This is a genomic window from Methylobacterium sp. WL19 (assembly GCF_008040005.1).
GTDB lineage: Bacteria > Pseudomonadota > Alphaproteobacteria > Rhizobiales > Beijerinckiaceae > Methylobacterium > Methylobacterium bullatum.
This window is the reverse complement of the sequence record NZ_VRVC01000101.1, coordinates 1-18,653: the sequence shown is the minus strand read 5'-3', so window position 1 is coordinate 18,653 and position 18,653 is coordinate 1. Positions and strand designations below refer to the sequence as shown.

Below are 18,653 nucleotides of genomic sequence, written 5' to 3'. Positions count from 1 at the left end.
GGTTCTCGATCGGACGACGCCCGCCCTTCGGACGCGGCCGAGGCGGCGGGAGGAGCGGAGCGATCTCATCCCAGAGATCATCGGGGAGAAGCGGTCTGGCCATGCCAAACCAACGCTGAAAGCAACGCTCGGTGCCGTTCTGTTAGGCGCTCTAAGTGCGGCCGTCATATCCTCCCGAACCCGGTCAAGAAGCTCACGAACGCGGATTTCCTGCTCTTGAGCCTCTGCCTCAGCCTCCCTAACGCGATGCGCCGCGTTCCTGACCCTATCGATCAAGTCCGGCCAATCCTGCGGCGTCGAGTGATGATTGAGGGGAAAGTCGGCGGTTTGCCTGTCAGTCGGACCGATGACACGCAGGATGCCGGCCAGTGGAGGCGTGGGAGTTTGCTTTGCGTCGAATGTCTGCCGCTCGGCTTCGAAATCCTTGGTGAGATCACGCATGATCTTTTCGATCTGATCCACCGTATGATTCCTTACAATCAACCTAAGCGCATCTTCCGGGCTTCAAAAAAAGCCGAACTGAGAGCACTCCCTGATTTTCCGTAATCGTCAAGCGCGACAAAGTCGGTCAAACATATTCCGACAGAACCGACTACTCAGTGTTGCACATATATCTCTCAGTATCAGAGACGTCACTTCCCTGTCCTGGTGTTGCCCTGCTCACATGGGGCTGCTCAGCGCTTGTGACGTAGGTCGGACGGCATGCCTCGCCTAACTGGCGCAGCAAAGCGCGGCTTACGCCTGCAACCTATCACGGTCGCGCTCGACCACGGCAAGCAGACGCTGTAGCCGTTCCACCTCCGCGTGAAGCTCCCCCGCATCCACAGCCAGCTCGACGCACTGGTCCTGAACCTCCGCGAGTTGGGCGCGCAGCTCGGCATTCTCGGTCACCAGGGCGAGCAGGAGCAGGGTGTCGGAAACGACGGACCTCCCAGGGATCGAGCAGGCCGTGGGCGTCGCCGATGAGGGTTAGCGTTGACTTAACCGCCCCGCCCGGCCGACATGGCACCGTGCCCGCCTCTCACGCTTAGCGAGTCGTGAGCCGACCACCGTTGAGGATGATAGCCGCGAGAAAGATCTAGAGCCCCCAACGCGAAACGGCCCCACCCCTGGCAGGGCGAGACCGTTTGAAATCGCAGGGCTTGTGAGGCCAGTCACTTCCCCTCACGAGCCATAGCTCCCGCTGGGAGTCAATCGAGAACATGCTTCTCAAAGCGATATTGCTTGGCCTTCTGAAAGGTGCCCCACGACAGGGAGCGGCCCGCTTTGACGCGGCCTAAGCAGGGCTGTGAACGATGTTCGCTAACGAACTCCGGCGCTCGGTAGAGGCGGCGACGAGATCGAGGCTGCCTGACGTGGCGGCGGTGATGTGGCGCGCCTATGGGGCCGGTCAGATCAGCGAGACGGAGGCCGAGGCCCTGTCCGCCCTGATCGAGGCGCGGAAGGGCCCTGCCAGCCACGCCGGCTGCCCCCAGGAGGCCCGTGGGCTCGCGGCCCCGCTCAGATTGACAGCATGGAGCGCCGACGCCGCTGGGCGGCCTCTGGTAGGCTTCCGCAGGGCATCGCGGCTCGGTTCACGCTGGCCGAGACCGCCCGCCGCGGCGATTGCCGGATGTACGTCGACCACATTGCAGCCGTGGCAGGCGTGTCCCGCTCCACCGTGAAGACCGCGATCCGACAGGCCAGGACGCTCGGCCTCATCACCGTTGAGGAGCGACCGCAGACTGCCTTCCGCAACCTTTCGAACATCGTGAGGATCGTTTCGAAAGAATGGACCGCCTGGCTGCGTCTCGCCCGCTCTGGCGGCATAGGGGTCAAATCCTCGACTGGCACGAATACTGAAGCTCTAAAACTACGAGGAAAGCGGCCAGCGGAAGGGCAAAAAAAGCTGCCGGAAACCGGCGGTTTGCCTCGGCCAAAGAGACCACAAAGGAATCGGTGCGAGCGGCAAGAAGCGTGACGCCATGCAATGAAGGTATGCAGCCGGATGATATGACGAACGCCAGCTTGGCTGACCGCAGAATCACGACCACGGCGCAGAGCCATAGGGCATGATGATGGCTGGAGCCCGAACTGAGCTGTAATCAATCCAAGAAATCCGACACTGAGAACAGGCACATCGCGAAGAACAGGAGAGCAAGGGCACACACATCGAGCATGGCGTGGTGGTAGGCTGCTCCTTAACCTGTCTGTTGACGGTGCATCCGAAGCGTGGCCGTTAGCAGATGGTGACTATGAGCTACGGTGTTGCTATTTAGCATCATCTAAGCGAAGCATTTCTTTGCGACGCTCCTCTCGTTGAGCGAGTTCCTGCCCCACCTGCCAAAGGAGAGCACGCGTCATAGCAAGCATGGCGGGTGTACCCACTTCGATGACGGCCTCGTGCGCGGCCAAGCAAGCCTCGACCATGGAATTGAAACGCTCGTCGTCTTCCATTCTTCACGAGCCTCCTGTCCGACATCTATCTAACTATCTCAAGTTAGTAAGTTACAAAAATTATTCAGGAATCAACCCTGGTTTTATCCACGAGGCCGTGATTTGATTGATGCTTGAAAAGTAGGTAATTCGATTGCGCGCAATCGGAGATATCGATGTCTGAGTGGGATGCTTCTGGGGACGGTACGAACCAAAAGGCAGCCCTGTTAAATAAGCTCGCTACGGCACTGGATTGCCCAGTTTCGGCGTTCTCCGAGTCCTCATTGGGTGATCCGACCCAGACGGCCGAGCTGTTGCGGCTTTGGGCCATGGTTGACGACGAGCAGGATCGCCTGAACGTCCTGAGCTTCATCAGAAGCCTTGCTCATGGAACCGACGCTCGACAGAGCTGCTGACGTTCCAGCGTCATCCGCGGCCTGTCTTGGGGGGCAGAAACTTTCTGGGGCGGCAGGGCCGCCTTCACGCCAGCGGCTCGCGAGGCCCGTCGCGGGTGGCGAAGACCATGCAGTGACACATGATGCCGTTCGACAAGCCGCACACTGCCCTTCCGAAGCGTCTGAGGCTTTGCTCGTAGCAGAACCGTATCCGCGCGAAGGAAGAGCTCTGATCGGTCAGATGCGAGGGACTGTTGGCTAACCGGTCTGCCGGACACTCAGCCGAGATGCGGTTCGCACAATCGACAACACGTCGCGGCGAAGGTCACTCTCCTCAATGGATGCATAGGCGGCAAGGATTTCAATGGCGCCAGGCTCAGCGAGGAAGGGGAACATCTCGTCCTGTCCCTGAGGCTCGCTCTCGCCGAAGAGGGCTGACATCGGCACTTCGAAAAATTGAGCGATCTGCTGTAGGCGGCCGCTGGCAATCCGATTCTGCCCATTCTCGTATTTTTGGATCTGCTGAAACGTAACGCCGGCGACCTCGCCAAGCGCAGTCTGTGACAATCCCTTAGCTTTACGGAGGACAGCGATGCGCAAGCCGACGGCACGATCAATGTCTGTCGTAGATTTAATGGTCATGCCGCGTCCCACCTCTGTTTGGAAATCATTAATCATGACGTCACTTCAAACATGAAATATTGTGCGCTTCTGCTCGTAGCGTATTGCGTCAGCTCTTGGCGGGTAAGCCGTAGGTCTGCAGTGTTGCAAGATCGCACTATCGCCACTGACGCTTTCAGGGCTCTGTATCGTTCAAATTCATCGCACGGGCCAACGACTTCCATGTTCAAGAAGCTCCTCCTCGCCACTGCGGCCACCGCTCTCCTGGCTGGCGCCGCTTCGGCCGCCGACCTGCCGCGTCGCGCCGCTCCCCCGGTCTTCGTGCCGGTCCCGGTGTTCACCTGGACGGGCGCCTACTTCGGTATCAACGCCGGCTACGGCTTCGACGCCGGTAGCAACAGCGATCGTTACGCTCTCCCGGGTGGTTCGGTGCTGAACTCCTTCACCCGCACCCCGGTGGTCGTGTCCACCAACGGCGGCAACGACCTCGAAGGCTTCGTCGGCGGTGGCCAGGTCGGCTACAACTACCAGTTCACCCCGGGTTCGGGCGTGGTCGTCGGTATCGAAGCTGACGCTCAGTACACCGACTTCGGCAACAAGAGCCGCACCGTGACCGGCACCATCAGCCCCGTCGCCGGCGCTCTCAACAGCCCCGTCGGTGTCCGCGTCCCGGGCAACGAGATGAACTTCTTCGGCACCGTCCGCGGTCGTCTCGGCTACGCCTTCGATCGCGTCCTGTTCTACGGCACCGGCGGCTTTGCCTACGGCGACGGCGGCACTGGCCGCGACGACTTCCGCACCGGCTACACCGCTGGTGGCGGTTTCGAGTACGCCATGCCCACCGACTCGTTCTTCAACTTCTTCAAGTCGTCGGCCGTGACCCTGAAGGTCGAAGGCCTGTACGTGAACCTCGAGAACGAAGGCCGTACCGGCGAACGCTCGGTGTTCAACCCAGCTACCAACGTTCTTACGCTCAGCCGTTCGGTCACCGCTCGCGAGAGCGAGTTCGCCGTCGTCCGCGCCGGCCTGAACTACAAGTTCGGATCTTACTAAGGCTTTTCGTCTTATATCATCTGCTTGAGCATCCCCGGCCCGATCCAGCTGGTCGCTCAGCCAACAGACGCCCTAGGAGCTTCTCCTGGGGCGTTTTTCGTATGTGCATCGATCTCATCAGGGTGGTGAGAGGATGTGGCTGGCCAGTAGGGCGGACGAGCTCGTCCCGATGGCCTGAGCTGGCTCACACACACTCTCGCCGAACTTCAGGAGGATCGTGGCTGCGGTGCGGGGCCTGTCCCGCTGCACACCGGAGCGAGCACGCCTATGATCAAAATCCTGACGGCGATCCTGTCGGTCTTCGTAGTCCTGGCGCTGGGCGCCTGTTTGACGATCCTGACGCTTCCGTTTCGAGCTGTCCGCAGCCTCGTGCGCAGCCGAGCCGTGCCTGCATGAAGCGGGTCTTTCTCCCGCACCTTAACGGTTTGTTGCCGACGTCCGGTTAGGAAGTCTCAATCTTTTGAGGACCTTCCCATGCGCGTGCTGCTGATTGAGGACGACGCTTCGATCGCAGCGAGCATCGAACTGATGCTCAAGTCGGAGAGCTTCAACACCTACACGACGGACCTCGGCGAGGAAGGAATCGACCTCGGCAAGCTCTACGACTACGACATCATCCTGCTCGACCTCACCCTCCCCGACATGTCGGGCTACGAGGTGCTCCGCCATCTGCGCGTGGCGAAGGTTAAGACGCCGATCCTGATCCTCTCTGGCATGGCCAGCATCGAGGATAAGGTGAAGGGCCTCGGCTTTGGAGCCGACGATTACCTCACCAAGCCCTTCCACAAGGACGAGCTGGTCGCCCGTATCCACGCGATCGTCCGCCGCTCCAAGGGCCACGCCCAGTCGGTCATCACAACTGGCGACCTGACCGTGAACCTCGACGAGAAAATGGCGGCCATTGCTGGCAACCGGGTGAGCCTCACCGGCAAGGAGTACCAGATCCTGGAACTCCTCACGCTGCGGAAGGGCACGACCCTCACCAAGGAGATGTTCCTCAACCACCTCTATGGCGGCATGGACGAGCCGGAGTTGAAGATCATCGACGTCTTCATCTGCAAGCTACGCAAGAAGCTCGCGAACGCCTCGTCCGGTAAGAACTACATCGAGACCGTCTGGGGCCGCGGGTACGTCCTGCGCGATGGCGTAGCCGAGATGCAGGCCTTGGCCGGTTAGAGCCTCTCACCCGCGTTTTGCGAGCAGGCTCCAGAACCGTTGCGCGTCGAACAGCGGCGTCTGGCCGCCTATCTGACCAGCATGTCGGGGAACTATGCCGCCTCCGGTTGAGCCTGCGCGGCCGGTGTTTCGCCCATGGTCGCAGATCCAGCGCCCATGATCGCTTGTAGGGAACCCGCAGCACTGAACGAGTGAGTTGCCCGAGCTTCCGTTGGCATCTGCCTCGGTGTCACCGGCCCGGCCGTAGCTGACGCACTCGACACACCGAACTGACCTGAGGGGATGAGGCTGCGTCCGGCATCCGCATGCCGAGGTGTCCCGCAGCCATTCGCTCGCGCCTTGAACCGCCGGGGCCAACCCTGACGGAGGCTGCTCAAGATACAATCGAAGAATAGACGAACTTTTGCGCTCCTCCGCCTGCGCGGCCGGATCGCTGAGGACGAGGGAAAAACAAGGACAAGGTTTGGGCGAAGGTGACTTCGTCGAAAACCCCGGAAGGACGGGAACAACGGAACGCGGCTCTTGGAGAGAGCCCGCGGGACGTCGGCGCGGCTCCTTCGATCCTTCCCTCAACCTGAGAACCCACATCATGACATCATACACCGTGCCCCAGGGCGCGAACGCCGTCGCACGCCTTGCGGAGCCCGCCGGTATCACCGTGCGCGCCGAGATCAGCCGGCCCCGCCGCCATCGGGACGGGTGGCAATTCGAGCTCAGCCCCCTCGATCGATCGCGGACAGGACGGCTGAGCGCCTTCATGTCCGCGGGCTTCGCCCGACAGATCGAAGACGCTTCCGGCATGCTGTTTCACGCCCAGGATCTCCTCGGGCAGCATGAGGTGATGTTGACGGTCAGCATGGATGCGTTGCTCGGACTGACCGCGCGCATCATCGGCCTCGATCGCGGGATCCTGGTCGAGGCCTGGAACCGGCAGGATGCGGCCCTCGAGGCGGCGCTCATCGCGGAAGGGGTCTGGCAGGCCCAGCGTGCCCTCTCGAGGCCGCAACGGCTGCGCCGCGTGTTGCTGATCGAACCGGGCGCGGGCGCCAGTACAGGGGCGATCAGCGGGATCCTGTCTCGATGGGCCGATCTGGGGATGATTGCCCTGATCCGCTGGTCCGTCGCTTTCGAAGAACCCGGATCGCTCGAGGTTCTCCACCAGACCCTCGAGGCCGCGACAGATCAGGTCGAGTGGGGCACCGCCGACGCACTGATCGTCGATCGCGGCCCGGGTTACGCCTTCCGAGCCTTGTCGGACCCGGCTCTCGTCCGGCGGTTATGTCAGTTTCCAGTGCCGATCCTAACGCTGCAGGGGGGCCATCCGAACCTGCTCGATCGGCTGGCCTGGCACGCCTTCGAGACGACCGAGGCAATGGAGGCGGCCCTGACGGACATCCTCAGGGAGGAGGTCCGGCCGGCCGGCCGTGAACGCCTCGACGCGATCGTCCGCGAACTGGAACGGATCGCGGTCGCAGCCGCCATGGCCCGAGCGGGGGCCCTCTACGACTGAAAGCTTTCGCCCGGCTGCCGATAGCGGCAGCCGGATCCCATGATCGGGCCTCTGTCGCTCGCTCATGAGCCAATTGCACGCATCCGCACTGCGGGCAGCGCCGGGAATGGCGCCGCACCGCTTTCACTTCCCTCAGATCACCCACCCCCATTTTGGAACCCACCATGCGTTACCGCAAAATTCCCGGCTGGAGCGCCGCGCTCCCGGCTGCCCCACCGCCTCGCCCGTTTATCGAGGACGGCGGCAGCCAGCCTCTCGCGAGCGACCGTCCCGTCGCGATTACCGCCACCGCCATACCGCTTCAGCACCTCCTGGCCTCGCTGCGCCAACACGTGAGAGGCGACCACGTCGTTCATGCCAGCGTGCTCAGCGTCGAGGCGACGGCGCGGGATGGCTTCGTCCTGCTCCTTGGCGAGGCCGAGCCAGCAAGCCGAAGCGAACCGCCCCGGCTCGAAGCTCACCTCAGCGAGGATCAGCGAGCTGTCATCGAGGCCGAGCTCGGACGGCCCTTCGATCCTCTCATCCTGGCCAACCGCAAGGCCGAAGTGCGCCTACGAACCTCTCTGAAGCAACGCTTTGGTCGTGGTGCGACGATCCAGGCCAAGGTCATCGGCCTGCACGCGATCAGCGAAGTCCCAATCGAGCTCGAGATCCAACGCGAGGAGGTGCTGAGATTGCTCCGAATCGGTGGTGTACGGTTCGGGCCGTCAACCTGGAAGGAGCCGGAGGAGCCCTACCACGTCGCGGTCATCGCATCGGAGGTTGGTGACGCCCTACGCGACGTGGAGCATGTGCTGAAGCCTTTCGAGACTTTGGGGCTGATCGCACTCCACCGGATCAAGGGCACCTTCGAGGGACCGAGCGCTGAGAGGTCTCTGATCGAGGCAATGGCCAAGGCTGAAGCGCTTCATGCCAAACACGGCTTGTCCGCCACCCTCGTGGCGCGAGGCGGAGGCCCTGCCTCGTCCTTCTTACCCCTGAACGCCTGGGCGACGGCCGCGGCGGCGCGGCGCCTTCCGAACCTCGTTGTCGGCGTCGGCCATGCCGCAACGCCGCGAACCGTTCTCGACGACGTGGCGGGACGCTCTGTGCCAACGCCAACCGCAGCAGCCATGCTGATCCGCGATCTTCTCCGCGGCACGGCGCTACGGGCCGAACAGGCCCTCGCTGCCCTGGAGGAGGCTATGCGTGAAGACATCCAGGCAGAGGCACGCAGAGCGCTCGCACGGGTGATGGCGGCGTATGAAGACGCCGTCCATCTGTGTGTCACGAACGCCGAACAGCAGCTTCTCAAGCTCGGACTGACGGTCGAGCGCAGCCTGCTTGCGTCCATCGCCTCTCATAGCGAGGTGATGGTCGCAACCGAAATGACAGCTGAAGGCGTTGGCAGCGACGAACGTCCTCCGGACCCACACGCCCCCCACGACCCTCTCACAGAGGCCGTCCTGGCGATGGTGATCGAGGCCGAGACCGGCCTCGTCATGCAGTCGGCGGCCGATGCACGTCGTGCAAGCCGCCTCATCCTGCAGTTCACCGACGGCCTTGTGGGCGTCAGCGTCCGCAACCAGTCCCCACCGAACACGACACACTGATCCCCCCTCATCCAAAGGACCCTCAGATCATGAACGACACGCAGAATACCCCTATCCCCTTCCTTGAAGCGCTTCGTCGAATTGAGGCCTTGACGTTAAAGATCCAACGCGAGCGGCTCGCCGCTTTTGAAACCGTCGAAGAGACTTATGCCGAGATCCAGGGCCTCCGCCTTGTCCTGGTCGCACGGGTCGCCGCGCTGCGCAGCGTGACAGGCTGAACCATATCCCTAGGACGTCCTCTAACCGGAACAGGATTGAACGGGGGACGGAGCAGCCCATGATGAGCTGCTTCGGCACTGCGAGGGACTTCACCACACGAGGAGAGCGTCCCGCCGTCAATCTATCGACCACCGGGATCGCATTACTTCATAGTCGTCGATAGGACCGGACCGGGAGGATCCGGTCCATCCCGCATGGGCACCGATCAAAATCCCAAGATGTAACGGGGTACGACATGACGCTTGGATCCAGGCTCCTGGGCGCCCAAATTGCTCTGCTGTGACGAAAGCTGGTCTTGCCCTCAGTCATGATGGGGGGATGATTTGTTGCGTACGAAACACCATCTGAGAGATAAGCTTGGTTAGAGGGTATTGTTTCGTACGACATGATCGATGTGCTGACGGACCCGACCACGCGCACTTATTCCGGTCTCACGGAAGCCTACGATTTTTTCAACGAGCGCCTGTTCTCGGCCAAGCTGCCGCCGTGCCTCATCACGATGCAGCGGAAAAGTAAGGCCTACGGCTACTTCGCTGGCCGCCGCTTCAGCACGCGCAGCGGTGAGGAGGTCACCGACGAGATCGCACTGAACCCGAGTCATTTCGCCGGCCGCACCACCGAAGAAACGCTGTCGACGTTGGTCCATGAAATGGTCCATCTCGAGCAGCACCATTTCGGAACGCCGTCGCGCCCTGGCTACCATAATTCTCAATGGGCTTGCCTGATGAAGGAGGTCGGTCTGATTCCGTCAGTGAGCGAAAAACCCGGTGGCAAAGAGACTGGACAGCAGGTCAGTCACTACATTGAGCCGGGGGGGTATTTTTCGGTCGCGTGCTCTGAACTCATTAACGAGAGGGGCTTCGTGTTGCCCTATGTGGAGATTTGGGAGGAGACCGAGCGCGAAACGCGGGCAAGGAAGGCTTCGAGCAAGACGAAATACACTTGCCCGGAATGCGGGGTGAATGCGTGGGCCAAGCCCAGGACCGAGCTCGACTGCGGTTCGTGCCATTTATCGATGCAGGCCGCGGGCACGACGGAGAGGGAGAGCAGTTGAGCGAAGGCGGGGCACGCCAGCGATCAACCCGCTTGGGCTCAGACCGAGGGGTTCACTCTACGTCGTAAAATTCTCCCGTCCGAGATCCTGGGCTGCGCTGGCTTGGTGAGTGCTCTCACCGCCAGTGAAAATCCAAAAACCATTTTTCGCGCACCGGCCCGCCAGTTCAAACTGCTCGCTCGCTTCGTGCAAAAACCTGGATTGCGGATCACCCAGCTGAGGGAGGTGACCGTCCTCACCACCAGTGAAATATCCGAACTCCATTTTTCACAAGCGGTCCCCCCGTTCAAACCGCCTGCTCGTCTCATACTGAAAGCGGGAATGTGGACGGCCGAGATCTGGCGGGTGCAATCGTCCTGACCGCGCGTGGAAAAAAACTTGAAACCCATTTTTCACAAACCGGTCGGTCGGTTCGAACTGACCGCTGGGGACAGAGCGCTGTGCTGGTTTCCCATGAACGCGCTTTTCAAAACCGTGCACCATTTTTCAGTCCCGGACTTCTGAGCCTGCTCCAAAGGCAAAGCTTGCTCGCCCGACGCTCCCAGCGGCACAGGCTTGACCGCAGGCCCTAGGCGCCCCGCGCCCCGCTCCGCCGCTGGCCCGTGCAGTCCCTCCAACTGCATCAGAACACAGACTTGTTTTTCGCGCGATCCGCCTGTGCCTGGATCCCAGCCCGAGCACCAGGCCTCGGCGCCCCAGTGAAAAATTGGTCCGGTCCGTATTTCACCGGCCGAACCGCAGCTGTGAAATTACAGAGGCACCAATTTTTCACTGATCCGAAGGCCGGCCGGGTGATCAGACTGCAAAATCCATCACGGCGATTTTTCACACTCTGGATCTGCCCCAGTGCAAATTGCAGAGAGCCCATTTTTCACACCGTCTTTTGCCTCTTTGCGACTGTGTGAAATCGATCTGCGCGATTTTTCACTCGGCGCGTTCGGGATTGCTGAGATATCCCCCCGTCCTATTTTTCACTGGGTCACTCGCCCCCCGGAAGGGCACCAATTTTTCACGCCGATCTTACCCCCAGGCAGTGGAGCGTCTTGGTCGGTGTAAGCGCAGGGGGGGGGGAATTTTCACAATCGTCCACGACACAAGGTAAAGCATTGAATTTACTTGTTTTAATAAAGCAGCAGGTCCGGGCATGAGCACTCATACAAACCCCAAGAGAGCACGGATCAGGATAGGGGCAGCACGCTATTTCGCGGCTTGAAACAGCGCTTTGCGGGAACTGCTGTGCCCCACGGATCCGAGTGAGAAACCGCCCGTAAGAACAGGTCCCCAAAAGATCCCAGAAGACCCATGATCCGACGATCCTGGCCTCGCTAGCTCAATGGCTCAATTCCCCAAATGTGACGCACCCCTGCGGGCGCATCTCATTTGGCGGCTCTGGCTAGTTGATTTTGGTTGCAGTCCCAGTCGCCCTGGCTGAACAATTGGGCGTTTCCAATTCGGTTCGACGTATCACCCCTTCCAGGGCTCACTGCAGCTCGATCGGTTGGTCATGCCTTCGCCTCCCCGCCTAGCTGGGTCAGGGGATCAAGTTGCCACTTCGGATCCCTTTTTTCAGAGATGCGGACCAAGCGCGCATCATTACGGATCGATTTTTCACACCGTTCCCGATCCCGGCCACGCGAAATCCAAGTCGGCTATTTTTCACTCTGAGTTTTGAGCTCGACCGGGATATAGGCTCGCCCCGTTTTTCACTCAGACGCCCCTGATACGACGCCGAGATCCCATTTTTCACACCGACCCGTGAGGCCCAGAACAACGCTCCGAGACAACTGGAAGACCGATGATCCAACGGCCCTGGCTTCGCTAGGGTCATGTCCCAGGTGGTGGTGTAGCTGATGGGTGGTCATCGGCGATCGCCGGGTAGGGTCGGGTTGTGAGAGCCAACCCGAACTCGAGAGATCCACGATGACCGGCGAGATGATGGCCCCGCGTGCTGATGGGAAAAAGTGCGGACGCGGATTTGCTACGTGAGGTGATCGGCTTTGCAGCCGAGCGCCGCGCCCGTTTCCGCAGCCTTCGCGCTCTGGCCTATGTCTGTGCTGGCCCGTGCGCCCTAGAAGCCTGCCGGCTCCTCGCTTAGGCAGAGACCGGCCCAAATGTCCTGGAGCCGGCTAGCGTCGCCCTCACCCCCTTGGCGCCGCTCGACCGCCGCGCGATCCTCGCCTCCTATGGGCGCCTCACCATCTGTCGAAGGAACTGACGCATGATGCGCCCGCGAACGACCGTGCCTCTATCGCCAGCACCAACGCTGCGGGAAGCCTCTCCGGCTCCGACTTGGCAGGTAGCCATCGTGCCGATCGCGGAAGCGGTGATTGGACTAGTTGCGGCAGTCGAGAGCCAGCCAACGGCTGGTCCGGCGATTAGAGCGTTTCAGGCCGCCATTCGGCGCAAGGGCCAGGATGCCGCTGAGGCTGGTGGGACGGAAGCGATGGAGGCAACCCTACGCACTGCTGCCGACGCCGCTCCTGACCGTGCTGAGCGCCGTAAGAGCATCATTGATAAGGCGTGGACAGGGTTGCCAGGATGGCGGATCTGAAAAGGCGAGAACCGTGGTTCATATCTCCCATCTCCACCTCCCGATTTTGCAGCCCGAGGACGTCATTCCGCACTTGGGCGCTGCGCATCACTACCGCGAAGGCCGATCCGCTTTTCTGATTGCTGAGACTTGGTTCGCAGGACAGCGCACGCTGCCAGGTCTTCCAGTGATGATCCAGTACGTCCTCAACCAGTACCCACGGCTGGCCGGCGCAGAGCTCGTCGACGCTTTTCTGGAACGGTGGATCGAACTCGGGGATGGCCTAAAGCCGTCGCAAGCCGATGTGCTGGCCGTTCTCGGGTTGCCGGGAGAGCTAGCCGTCATGGCTGTAGAAGGGAAGGTCGACGAGGCGTTCGGCCCACGGGTCTCAGAATGGCTTGTAGGTGGATCGAAGGGTAAGATCGCTAGGTTGAATCGACTCTCCACGACGCTAGGCCTTAGCACGGAGGCGACCAACCCCCTTCGCTATCAACTGCTCCACCGAACCGCCTCAGCCATCTACGAGGCGAAACGCTACCGCGCCCGCGTCGCGGTAATGATGGTCCATTCATTCGATCCAGGCGATGCCGGCCTTGCGGACTTCAAGGCCTTCGCCACCGCCATAGGGCTGCCGACAGCAGATGCGACGCGCTTGGCCGGTCCTGTTCAATGTGAAGGTGTCGATCTCTTCCTTGGATGGGCCGCCGACCGACCATCCAGCGAAGGCTTCTCAATCGTGGACGGCCGCAAATCCGACTCCGGCTTCTTCGACGAGGATTGATCAACCAGGGACCACGCATGAAAAACGGCGAGGCTTCCGCCCCGCCGCTCGATCAGCTGAGTCTTTCGGTCGTCAGAGGCCCATCATGGTCCTGGCGGAGCCAACGACCGTTGCGAGAAAGCCGAAGGCGAACGCGCCGATCATCGCGTAGCTGAAACCCTTCATCTGCATGATCGAAGCCCTATCGACCGATTAGCAGCGGTTCCCGCCGGAGGTCTGGCCGTACTGCTGAACGGGGAAGTTCTGCTGGTTGGCATTGCCCTCGGCGGCCGAGCTCATCGGGCAGTTGGCCGGGTTACGCGAGAAGGCGCTGTCGCGGGCACCAAGCGAGCCAGTAGCATCGACCTCATACGAGTTGAACGAGGTGTAGCGGGACGGACGCTCGAAAGCCATCGCGGACGAGATCGGAGCAACGCCAAGAACAAGAGCGGTGGCGATGGCGGCGATACGGGTCTTCATGTGGATGACTTAGCTCCTTTGCGCTACAGTCCTGGGATCAGGTCTGTTTGTTGCTGTATGAGACTAAGATAGGGTGCCGATCTAATTCTTGACGTGCCGGCGCGCACGCAATGGCGTGGATTAACTCTCCTGTAGCGGAGGCCATGACCCCACACGAAGAAGTCGCCTAAGGCAAAGGTAGCGATGTGGGTGAGGAGCGGGCGGTAGGGCGGATGGCGTGAGGAAGAGGAGCGTCCCCAACAAGGCACAGGGCAGTGCCATAAGCACTTGTTGAATACCGCTGCGTGTTGGCTCCGCGATCCCGTGCGTCGTATGGGGCTCGCGGAATCGTTAAGGGAGTTGACCGGCATGGCAGATGGAGTGCGGCCTACGCAGTCGCGGTTAGGGCTGGCCGTCACAGTGGCCTTCGCGATCCTGTTTGCAGGGGTCGGTACGCTCGGCTGGGGCTGGTACCGCTACGTCACCGCTGGCCCAACGCCCTACGACGAGGTTGGCATCGAGGTGAACCGCCGTCTGCCAGAGTCGCTACGGACTTGGGGTTGCGAGCGCATCAAAGAGCGTTTCCCGCGCTCTGTGCCACCCTACGGTTGCCAGCCCGGGCAGATCTGATCGAGGCTGGCGACGCAGTTTATCTCACCCCTCCACTCTTCCGCGAGCAAGCTCGTGGGACCCAGAAGGTGCACAGCGTCAGTAATCTGACGACAACAACCTCAGCTAGAAGCTACCGCACTTCAGAGTACGGCCCCCGAAACAGGTCGCCCGAGGCCCTTCGCCTGAACAACGTTCGCCACCGCCGGCGCCGATGTTCAGGGCGATCGTGGTTCATGTGGCAGCGCTGACATAAGGCTGCGAGGTTCCTGTCCGCATTGTTGGCAGTGTCGTGATCGCGATGTGCGGTTGCCAGCACGACTTTGGTAGAGCGGAGGCTCCCGAGATCCTCGAAGCTCGGGAGGATCCTTAGGGCGTGCCCAGTTCCGTCGCGCCAGGAGCCGGTCTCCGCATCCCACCAACGTCCATCACCCAGGTGATAGACAGCCTTTCCATGAGGCCGCCCACAGCTCTCGCAAGCCCCCCCGGCGCGTTGGAAGCGTATCACTGCAGAGAGCTGCGGCCAGTCGATTGGATAAAAGAAGCGATGTTCGCGCCGGATCGGCATCGAGATCAGGCCTCGCTGACTGTAGCTGCAGCCTGACTGCGGGCCCGGGCCTGGGGGAAATAGCTGTAGAAGGTGTCCCGACTGATCCCGAGCCGTTTAGCGATAGCTGCGATCGAGATGGTGCCGGATTGCAGCAGGGCGCGGCCTACCTCGATATCAGCCTCGGTGAGCTTCTTTGGCCGGCCGCCCTTCCGGCCGCGGGCCAGCGCCGCTTTCAGCCCTTCCATTGTCCGCTCGCGGTTCAGGTCGAGAAAGTACTCGGCCATGGCGCCGTGCATCTGCAGAGCGAAGCGACCGTGAGCCGTGTCGCTATCAAACTGCTCGGTGAGGCTTCGGAAGTGAACCTCCTTCGTCCGCAGATTGTCGATCGTGCGCATCATCTCAACGAGCGAGCGACCGAGCCGATCAAGCTTCCAGACTATGAGCACATCGGTCGGACGCAGGTAGGCGAGAGCGGCATCGAACTCAGGACGTTTCGTGCCGGCCTTTCCAGATTTCTTCTCCTCGAACAGTCGTTCGCATCCGGCCTTGGTCAGCGCATCGCGCTGCAGGTCGAGGTTCTGATCGAGGGTAGAGACGCGGGCATATCCGACGAGCATGTCGGGATAGTGATTCAAGCACGTTTATCTGGCAATAGAAAACCAGTCATATTTTCCCGACATAAACGGAGCCGTTTGCCCCCGATTAGGAAGCACATCCAGCATATGTCGGGAAAACGATCGAATATCGGACATGGATGCTGATAGCGCGATCGTCTCGTTTGGGTGGTTATGCGAAGGTCTGCTTTCGGGCCGAATTTTTGAAAAGCGGACGCTGCATAGCACCGAGGCAAACCTTCGTAAGTGCTGACCTGTAACCTTCCAGGCACACATCGTCGGAAAGCCTTTGCGTGCCATTGACGGCGGACGCTTTGATCGCGCTCCTTATCTCCGACGGTTCCTCCCCGGAGGATCAAAAGGGAACGCGGTGAGGATGAGGTCCGAAAGGGCCTCCCCGAAGCCGCGGCTGCCCCCGCAACTGTAAGCGGCGAGCCCATCATCAACACGTCACTGGGTCTTCGGGCCTGGGAAGACGATGAGAGGGCGGTGACCCGCGAGCCAGGAGACCTGCCGTCAGTCGTGGTCACACGCGAAACGCATCGGGCGGGGTGTCCTGATGGGTGTCGAGGCGTTCGGCTGTCCTTACGGCAGGCAAGCGCCCAGGCCTCGTTCGCGGTGACGTGCCACAGACGTCGCCCGAGGCTTGTCCCGTGTCCTTCCCCTCTCGATCCGCGTGCTTGCGCACGCTCGCGCTCGCCTGCGCCTCCCTTCCCGTATCCGCCCTGGCGCAGCAGACCGCCGCCCCCTTCGCCGACGTCCCGCGCGGGGCAGAGGCGGCCGTCACGCTCTCCGAGCTTTCCGTCTCCGCCACCGGCGTGCCGACGCCCGTCGACCAGGTCGGATCGAGCGTCACCGTGCTCACCGCCGCCACTCTGGAGGCCCAGCAGCGCCGCACCGTCCCGGATGCCCTCCAGCAGGTGCCGGGCCTCAACGTCGTGCAGACCGGCGGCCCGGGCGGTCAGACCTCGGTATTCATCCGCGGCTCGAACTCGAACCACGTGAAGGTGCTCATCGACGGCATCGACGCGACCGACCCGTCGAACCCGAACGGCTCCTTCGACTTTGGGCAACTCCTGACCGACGACCTCTCCCGCATCGAGGTGCTCAGGGGTCCCCAGAGCGGCCTCTACGGCAGCGACGCCATCGGCGGCGCGATCTCCTTCACGACGAAGCGTGGCGAAGGACCGGCCAGGGCAACCGCGCGGATCGAGGGCGGCTCATTCGGGACGTTCAACCAGAGCGGCCGGATCAGCGGGTCGGAAAACGGCTTCGACTACTCGGTGTCGATCCAGCATCTCCGGGCTGCCGCAACGCCTGTGACGCCGCCCAACCTCGTCGCCCCAGGAACGACGACCCGCCCGAACTACTACGACAACGAGACCGTCTCGGCGAAGTTCGGCTACCAGTTCACCGACACGTTCCGAATCAACTCGATCACGCGGTTCATCAACTCGAAGCTGCTCTTCAGCGGCGACGACTATGGCACCTTCCCGGTGACGCTGGGCGGCCTGCGCAGCCAGGCGGACGTGCAGCAAGTCTTCACCCGCAACGAGGCCGAGTGGACACCGTTCGCCGGTTTCCACAACGTCTTCGCGATCAACTACTCGAACCTCTACAACCGCCAGGTCCAGAACGCGTACGACCCGTTCAACCCGCTCCCGACCGCCGGCCTCGGCGAGCGCACGCGGTACGAGTACCGCGGCGACTACCAGCTCTCGCCCGGCAACCTCGTTCTGTTCGGCGCGCAGCGTGACGACGAGAGCCTGTCGACCACCGATCCGAACCCGTTCGGTTCCGGCAACCTGCGGGCCAGGAACGGCAATACCGCCGGCTACGGCGAGATACAGCTGACGCCGTTCGACCGTGCCTCTTTCGTCGCCAACGTTCGCCACGACGAGAACGACGCCTTCGGACCGGCCACCACGTTCCGCGTCGCCCCGAGCTACATCCTGCCGTTCACCGACACGCGGATCAAAGGCAGCGTCGGCACCGGCTTCAAGGCGCCGACCCTGAGCCAGCTGTTCCAGAGCTTCCCGGCGTTCAACTTCTTCGCCAACCCCAACCTCAAGCCGGAAGAGAGCCTCGGCTACGATGCCGGCTTCGAACAGCCGCTCGGCGAGCGCGTTCTCGTCGGCGCGACCTATTACGCCAACGACTTCAAGAACCTGATCAACACCAACGCCAGCTTCACCTCGAACGAGAACGTCGGGCGAGCCGAATCCTACGGGGCCGAGGCCTTCGTTGCGGTCCGGTTCACCGACACGCTCTCGGGCCGGGTCGACTACACCAACACCGTGACCAAGAATGAGATTACCAACCAGGAGCTCCTGCGCCGGCCCCGCCACAAGGGCAGCGCCACCGCTCAGTGGACGCCGATCCCCGGCCTGAGCTTCAGCGGGACGGTGATCGTGCTTGGCCACTTCGTAGACGGAAACCGAGACTTCTCGATCCAGAGGCTGAAGAACCCGGGCTTCACCCTGGTCAACCTCGCGGTCAACTACGACGTGAACGAGACGGTGAGTGTGTTCGGCCGGATCGATAACCTGTTCGACCGCCGCTACGAGAACCCCACCGGCTTCCTCGGGCCGGGCCTCGCCGTGTACGGCGGCGTCCGCGTGACGACGTTCTGAGGATTGCGATGTCGATGCGATGGACGCTGGCTGCGCTAGCGATTGCGGTCTGGCCTGGTCTGTCAGGTGCGGGGTGGGCGGCAGACGAGCCGGCGCATCCGGTCCACGTCGTCTCGATGAACCTCTGCGCCGACGAGCTGGTCCTGCGGCTCGCCGACCGCGACCAGGTCACCGCAGTGACCTACCTCGCCCATGACCCGCGCAGCTCCACCGTCGCGCGGGAGGCCACCGGCATCGCGGTGACCCGTGGCCTGTCGGAGGAGATCGTCGCGCTCCGGCCCGACCTCGTCGTGGCCGGAGCCTTCACGACGCGGACCACGGTGGGCCTGCTCAAGCGCGTCGGCTTCCCCCTTCTCGAACTCGGCGTACCCAACGACTTCGAGGGGGTGCGGGCCCAGATCCGGACCGTCGCCGCGGCCCTCGGGCACCCGGCGCGCGGCGAGGCGATGGTCGCGGACCTCGA

The 18,653-nt window shown here is 62.0% G+C and carries 18 protein-coding genes, 1 pseudogene and 1 riboswitch; of the genes and pseudogenes, 13 read left to right on the top strand and 6 right to left on the bottom strand.

Annotated elements, in window-relative coordinates; translation table 11 throughout:
• Window positions 1–103, bottom strand: a pseudogene (locus FV220_RS18310) (IS5/IS1182 family transposase); the annotation flags it as partial.
• A gap of 113 nt (window positions 104–216) precedes the next feature.
• On the opposite strand from FV220_RS18310, the gene FV220_RS18305 reads away from it, so the two are divergent.
• Both FV220_RS18305 and FV220_RS25585 read left to right on the top strand, forming a co-directional pair.
• Window positions 217–546: a hypothetical protein gene (locus FV220_RS18305; protein ID WP_147832804.1), complete on the top strand. Its 330-nt coding sequence runs from the start codon at window positions 217–219 to the stop codon at window positions 544–546.
• Window positions 547–1,513: 967 nt separating this feature from the next.
• Window positions 1,514–1,960, top strand: a complete 447-nt coding sequence (locus FV220_RS25585; protein ID WP_187273454.1) for a hypothetical protein — start codon at window positions 1,514–1,516, stop codon at window positions 1,958–1,960.
• Window positions 1,961–2,250: 290 nt separating this feature from the next.
• Here FV220_RS25585 and FV220_RS18295 read toward each other — a convergent pair whose 3' ends face one another.
• Together FV220_RS18295 and FV220_RS18290 are read right to left on the bottom strand one after the other, a co-directional pair.
• Window positions 2,251–2,436, bottom strand: a complete 186-nt coding sequence (locus FV220_RS18295) for a hypothetical protein (protein WP_018044620.1) — start codon at window positions 2,434–2,436, stop codon at window positions 2,251–2,253.
• A gap of 632 nt (window positions 2,437–3,068) precedes the next feature.
• Window positions 3,069–3,488, bottom strand: a complete 420-nt coding sequence (locus tag FV220_RS18290) for a helix-turn-helix transcriptional regulator (RefSeq protein WP_018044618.1) — start codon at window positions 3,486–3,488, stop codon at window positions 3,069–3,071.
• A 165-nt stretch (window positions 3,489–3,653) separates the two neighbouring features.
• Here FV220_RS18290 and FV220_RS18285 point away from each other — a divergent pair, with 165 nt between their 5' ends.
• The 9 genes from FV220_RS18285 to FV220_RS18245 all read left to right on the top strand — a co-directional run bounded on the left by FV220_RS18285 (window position 3,654) and on the right by FV220_RS18245 (window position 13,346).
• Window positions 3,654–4,484: a hypothetical protein gene (locus tag FV220_RS18285; protein WP_056145285.1), complete on the top strand. Its 831-nt coding sequence runs from the start codon at window positions 3,654–3,656 to the stop codon at window positions 4,482–4,484.
• Window positions 4,485–4,751: 267 nt separating this feature from the next.
• Window positions 4,752–4,880, top strand: a complete 129-nt coding sequence (locus FV220_RS26435) for a hypothetical protein (RefSeq protein WP_264483972.1) — start codon at window positions 4,752–4,754, stop codon at window positions 4,878–4,880.
• A 78-nt stretch (window positions 4,881–4,958) separates the two neighbouring features.
• Window positions 4,959–5,660: a response regulator transcription factor CtrA gene (locus FV220_RS18280; protein WP_147832803.1), complete on the top strand. Its 702-nt coding sequence runs from the start codon at window positions 4,959–4,961 to the stop codon at window positions 5,658–5,660.
• 463 nt (window positions 5,661–6,123) lie between these two features.
• Window positions 6,124–7,170: a hypothetical protein gene (locus FV220_RS18275; RefSeq protein WP_147832802.1), complete on the top strand. Its 1,047-nt coding sequence runs from the start codon at window positions 6,124–6,126 to the stop codon at window positions 7,168–7,170.
• A 164-nt stretch (window positions 7,171–7,334) separates the two neighbouring features.
• Window positions 7,335–8,762 carry an exodeoxyribonuclease VII large subunit gene (locus tag FV220_RS18270; RefSeq protein ID WP_147832801.1) on the top strand — a complete coding sequence of 476 codons (1,428 nt, stop codon included), beginning with the start codon at window positions 7,335–7,337 and terminating at the stop codon, window positions 8,760–8,762.
• Window positions 8,763–8,791: 29 nt separating this feature from the next.
• The gene (locus tag FV220_RS18265) at window positions 8,792–8,980 is read left to right on the top strand and encodes a hypothetical protein (RefSeq protein WP_147832800.1); all 189 of its coding nucleotides are present in this window, start codon (window positions 8,792–8,794) and stop codon (window positions 8,978–8,980) included.
• Window positions 8,981–9,366: 386 nt separating this feature from the next.
• Window positions 9,367–10,035 carry a SprT-like domain-containing protein gene (locus FV220_RS18260; RefSeq protein ID WP_147832799.1) on the top strand — a complete coding sequence of 223 codons (669 nt, stop codon included), beginning with the start codon at window positions 9,367–9,369 and terminating at the stop codon, window positions 10,033–10,035.
• A gap of 105 nt (window positions 10,036–10,140) precedes the next feature.
• Window positions 10,141–10,395 (top strand): hypothetical protein, encoded by a 255-nt coding sequence (locus FV220_RS18255; protein ID WP_147832798.1) that lies wholly within the window; start codon window positions 10,141–10,143, stop codon window positions 10,393–10,395.
• A 2,360-nt stretch (window positions 10,396–12,755) separates the two neighbouring features.
• Window positions 12,756–13,346, top strand: a complete 591-nt coding sequence (locus tag FV220_RS18245) for a hypothetical protein (RefSeq protein ID WP_147832796.1) — start codon at window positions 12,756–12,758, stop codon at window positions 13,344–13,346.
• Between the two features lie 192 nt (window positions 13,347–13,538).
• On the opposite strand, the gene FV220_RS18240 is transcribed toward FV220_RS18245, so the two are convergent.
• From FV220_RS18240 to FV220_RS18225, 3 genes are all read right to left on the bottom strand, one after another.
• The gene (locus tag FV220_RS18240) at window positions 13,539–13,805 is read right to left on the bottom strand and encodes a hypothetical protein (protein ID WP_147832795.1); all 267 of its coding nucleotides are present in this window, start codon (window positions 13,803–13,805) and stop codon (window positions 13,539–13,541) included.
• Between the two features lie 721 nt (window positions 13,806–14,526).
• Window positions 14,527–14,961 carry a hypothetical protein gene (locus FV220_RS26175; RefSeq protein WP_147832793.1) on the bottom strand — a complete coding sequence of 145 codons (435 nt, stop codon included), beginning with the start codon at window positions 14,959–14,961 and terminating at the stop codon, window positions 14,527–14,529.
• A gap of 5 nt (window positions 14,962–14,966) precedes the next feature.
• Entirely contained in the window at window positions 14,967–15,560 is a 594-nt protein-coding gene (locus tag FV220_RS18225; protein ID WP_147832805.1) for a recombinase family protein, read from the bottom strand.
• A gap of 317 nt (window positions 15,561–15,877) precedes the next feature.
• Window positions 15,878–16,090, top strand: a riboswitch (cobalamin riboswitch).
• Window positions 16,091–16,210: 120 nt separating this feature from the next.
• Here FV220_RS18225 and FV220_RS18220 point away from each other — a divergent pair.
• Window positions 16,211–18,190, top strand: coding sequence for a TonB-dependent receptor (locus FV220_RS18220; protein ID WP_056162297.1), 1,980 nt, complete (start codon window positions 16,211–16,213; stop codon window positions 18,188–18,190).
• 8 nt (window positions 18,191–18,198) lie between these two features.
• Window positions 18,199–18,653 (top strand): ABC transporter substrate-binding protein (locus FV220_RS18215; RefSeq protein ID WP_147832792.1); only part of this gene is annotated, 455 nt, incomplete at its 3' end.

Coding starts and splice junctions, on each gene's coding strand:
- FV220_RS25585 (WP_187273454.1), top strand. CDS start 1,514: ATGGAGCGCCGACGCCGCTGGGCGGCCTCTGGTAGGCTTCCGCAGGGC.
- FV220_RS18295 (WP_018044620.1), bottom strand. CDS start 2,436: ATGGAAGACGACGAGCGTTTCAATTCCATGGTCGAGGCTTGCTTGGCC.
- FV220_RS18290 (WP_018044618.1), bottom strand. CDS start 3,488: ATGATTAATGATTTCCAAACAGAGGTGGGACGCGGCATGACCATTAAA.
- FV220_RS18285 (WP_056145285.1), top strand. CDS start 3,654: ATGTTCAAGAAGCTCCTCCTCGCCACTGCGGCCACCGCTCTCCTGGCT.
- FV220_RS26435 (WP_264483972.1), top strand. CDS start 4,752: ATGATCAAAATCCTGACGGCGATCCTGTCGGTCTTCGTAGTCCTGGCG.
- FV220_RS18280 (WP_147832803.1), top strand. CDS start 4,959: ATGCGCGTGCTGCTGATTGAGGACGACGCTTCGATCGCAGCGAGCATC.
- FV220_RS18270 (WP_147832801.1), top strand. CDS start 7,335: ATGCGTTACCGCAAAATTCCCGGCTGGAGCGCCGCGCTCCCGGCTGCC.
- FV220_RS18265 (WP_147832800.1), top strand. CDS start 8,792: ATGAACGACACGCAGAATACCCCTATCCCCTTCCTTGAAGCGCTTCGT.
- FV220_RS18260 (WP_147832799.1), top strand. CDS start 9,367: ATGATCGATGTGCTGACGGACCCGACCACGCGCACTTATTCCGGTCTC.
- FV220_RS18245 (WP_147832796.1), top strand. CDS start 12,756: ATGATCCAGTACGTCCTCAACCAGTACCCACGGCTGGCCGGCGCAGAG.
- FV220_RS18240 (WP_147832795.1), bottom strand. CDS start 13,805: ATGAAGACCCGTATCGCCGCCATCGCCACCGCTCTTGTTCTTGGCGTT.
- FV220_RS26175 (WP_147832793.1), bottom strand. CDS start 14,961: ATGCCGATCCGGCGCGAACATCGCTTCTTTTATCCAATCGACTGGCCG.
- FV220_RS18225 (WP_147832805.1), bottom strand. CDS start 15,560: ATGCTCGTCGGATATGCCCGCGTCTCTACCCTCGATCAGAACCTCGAC.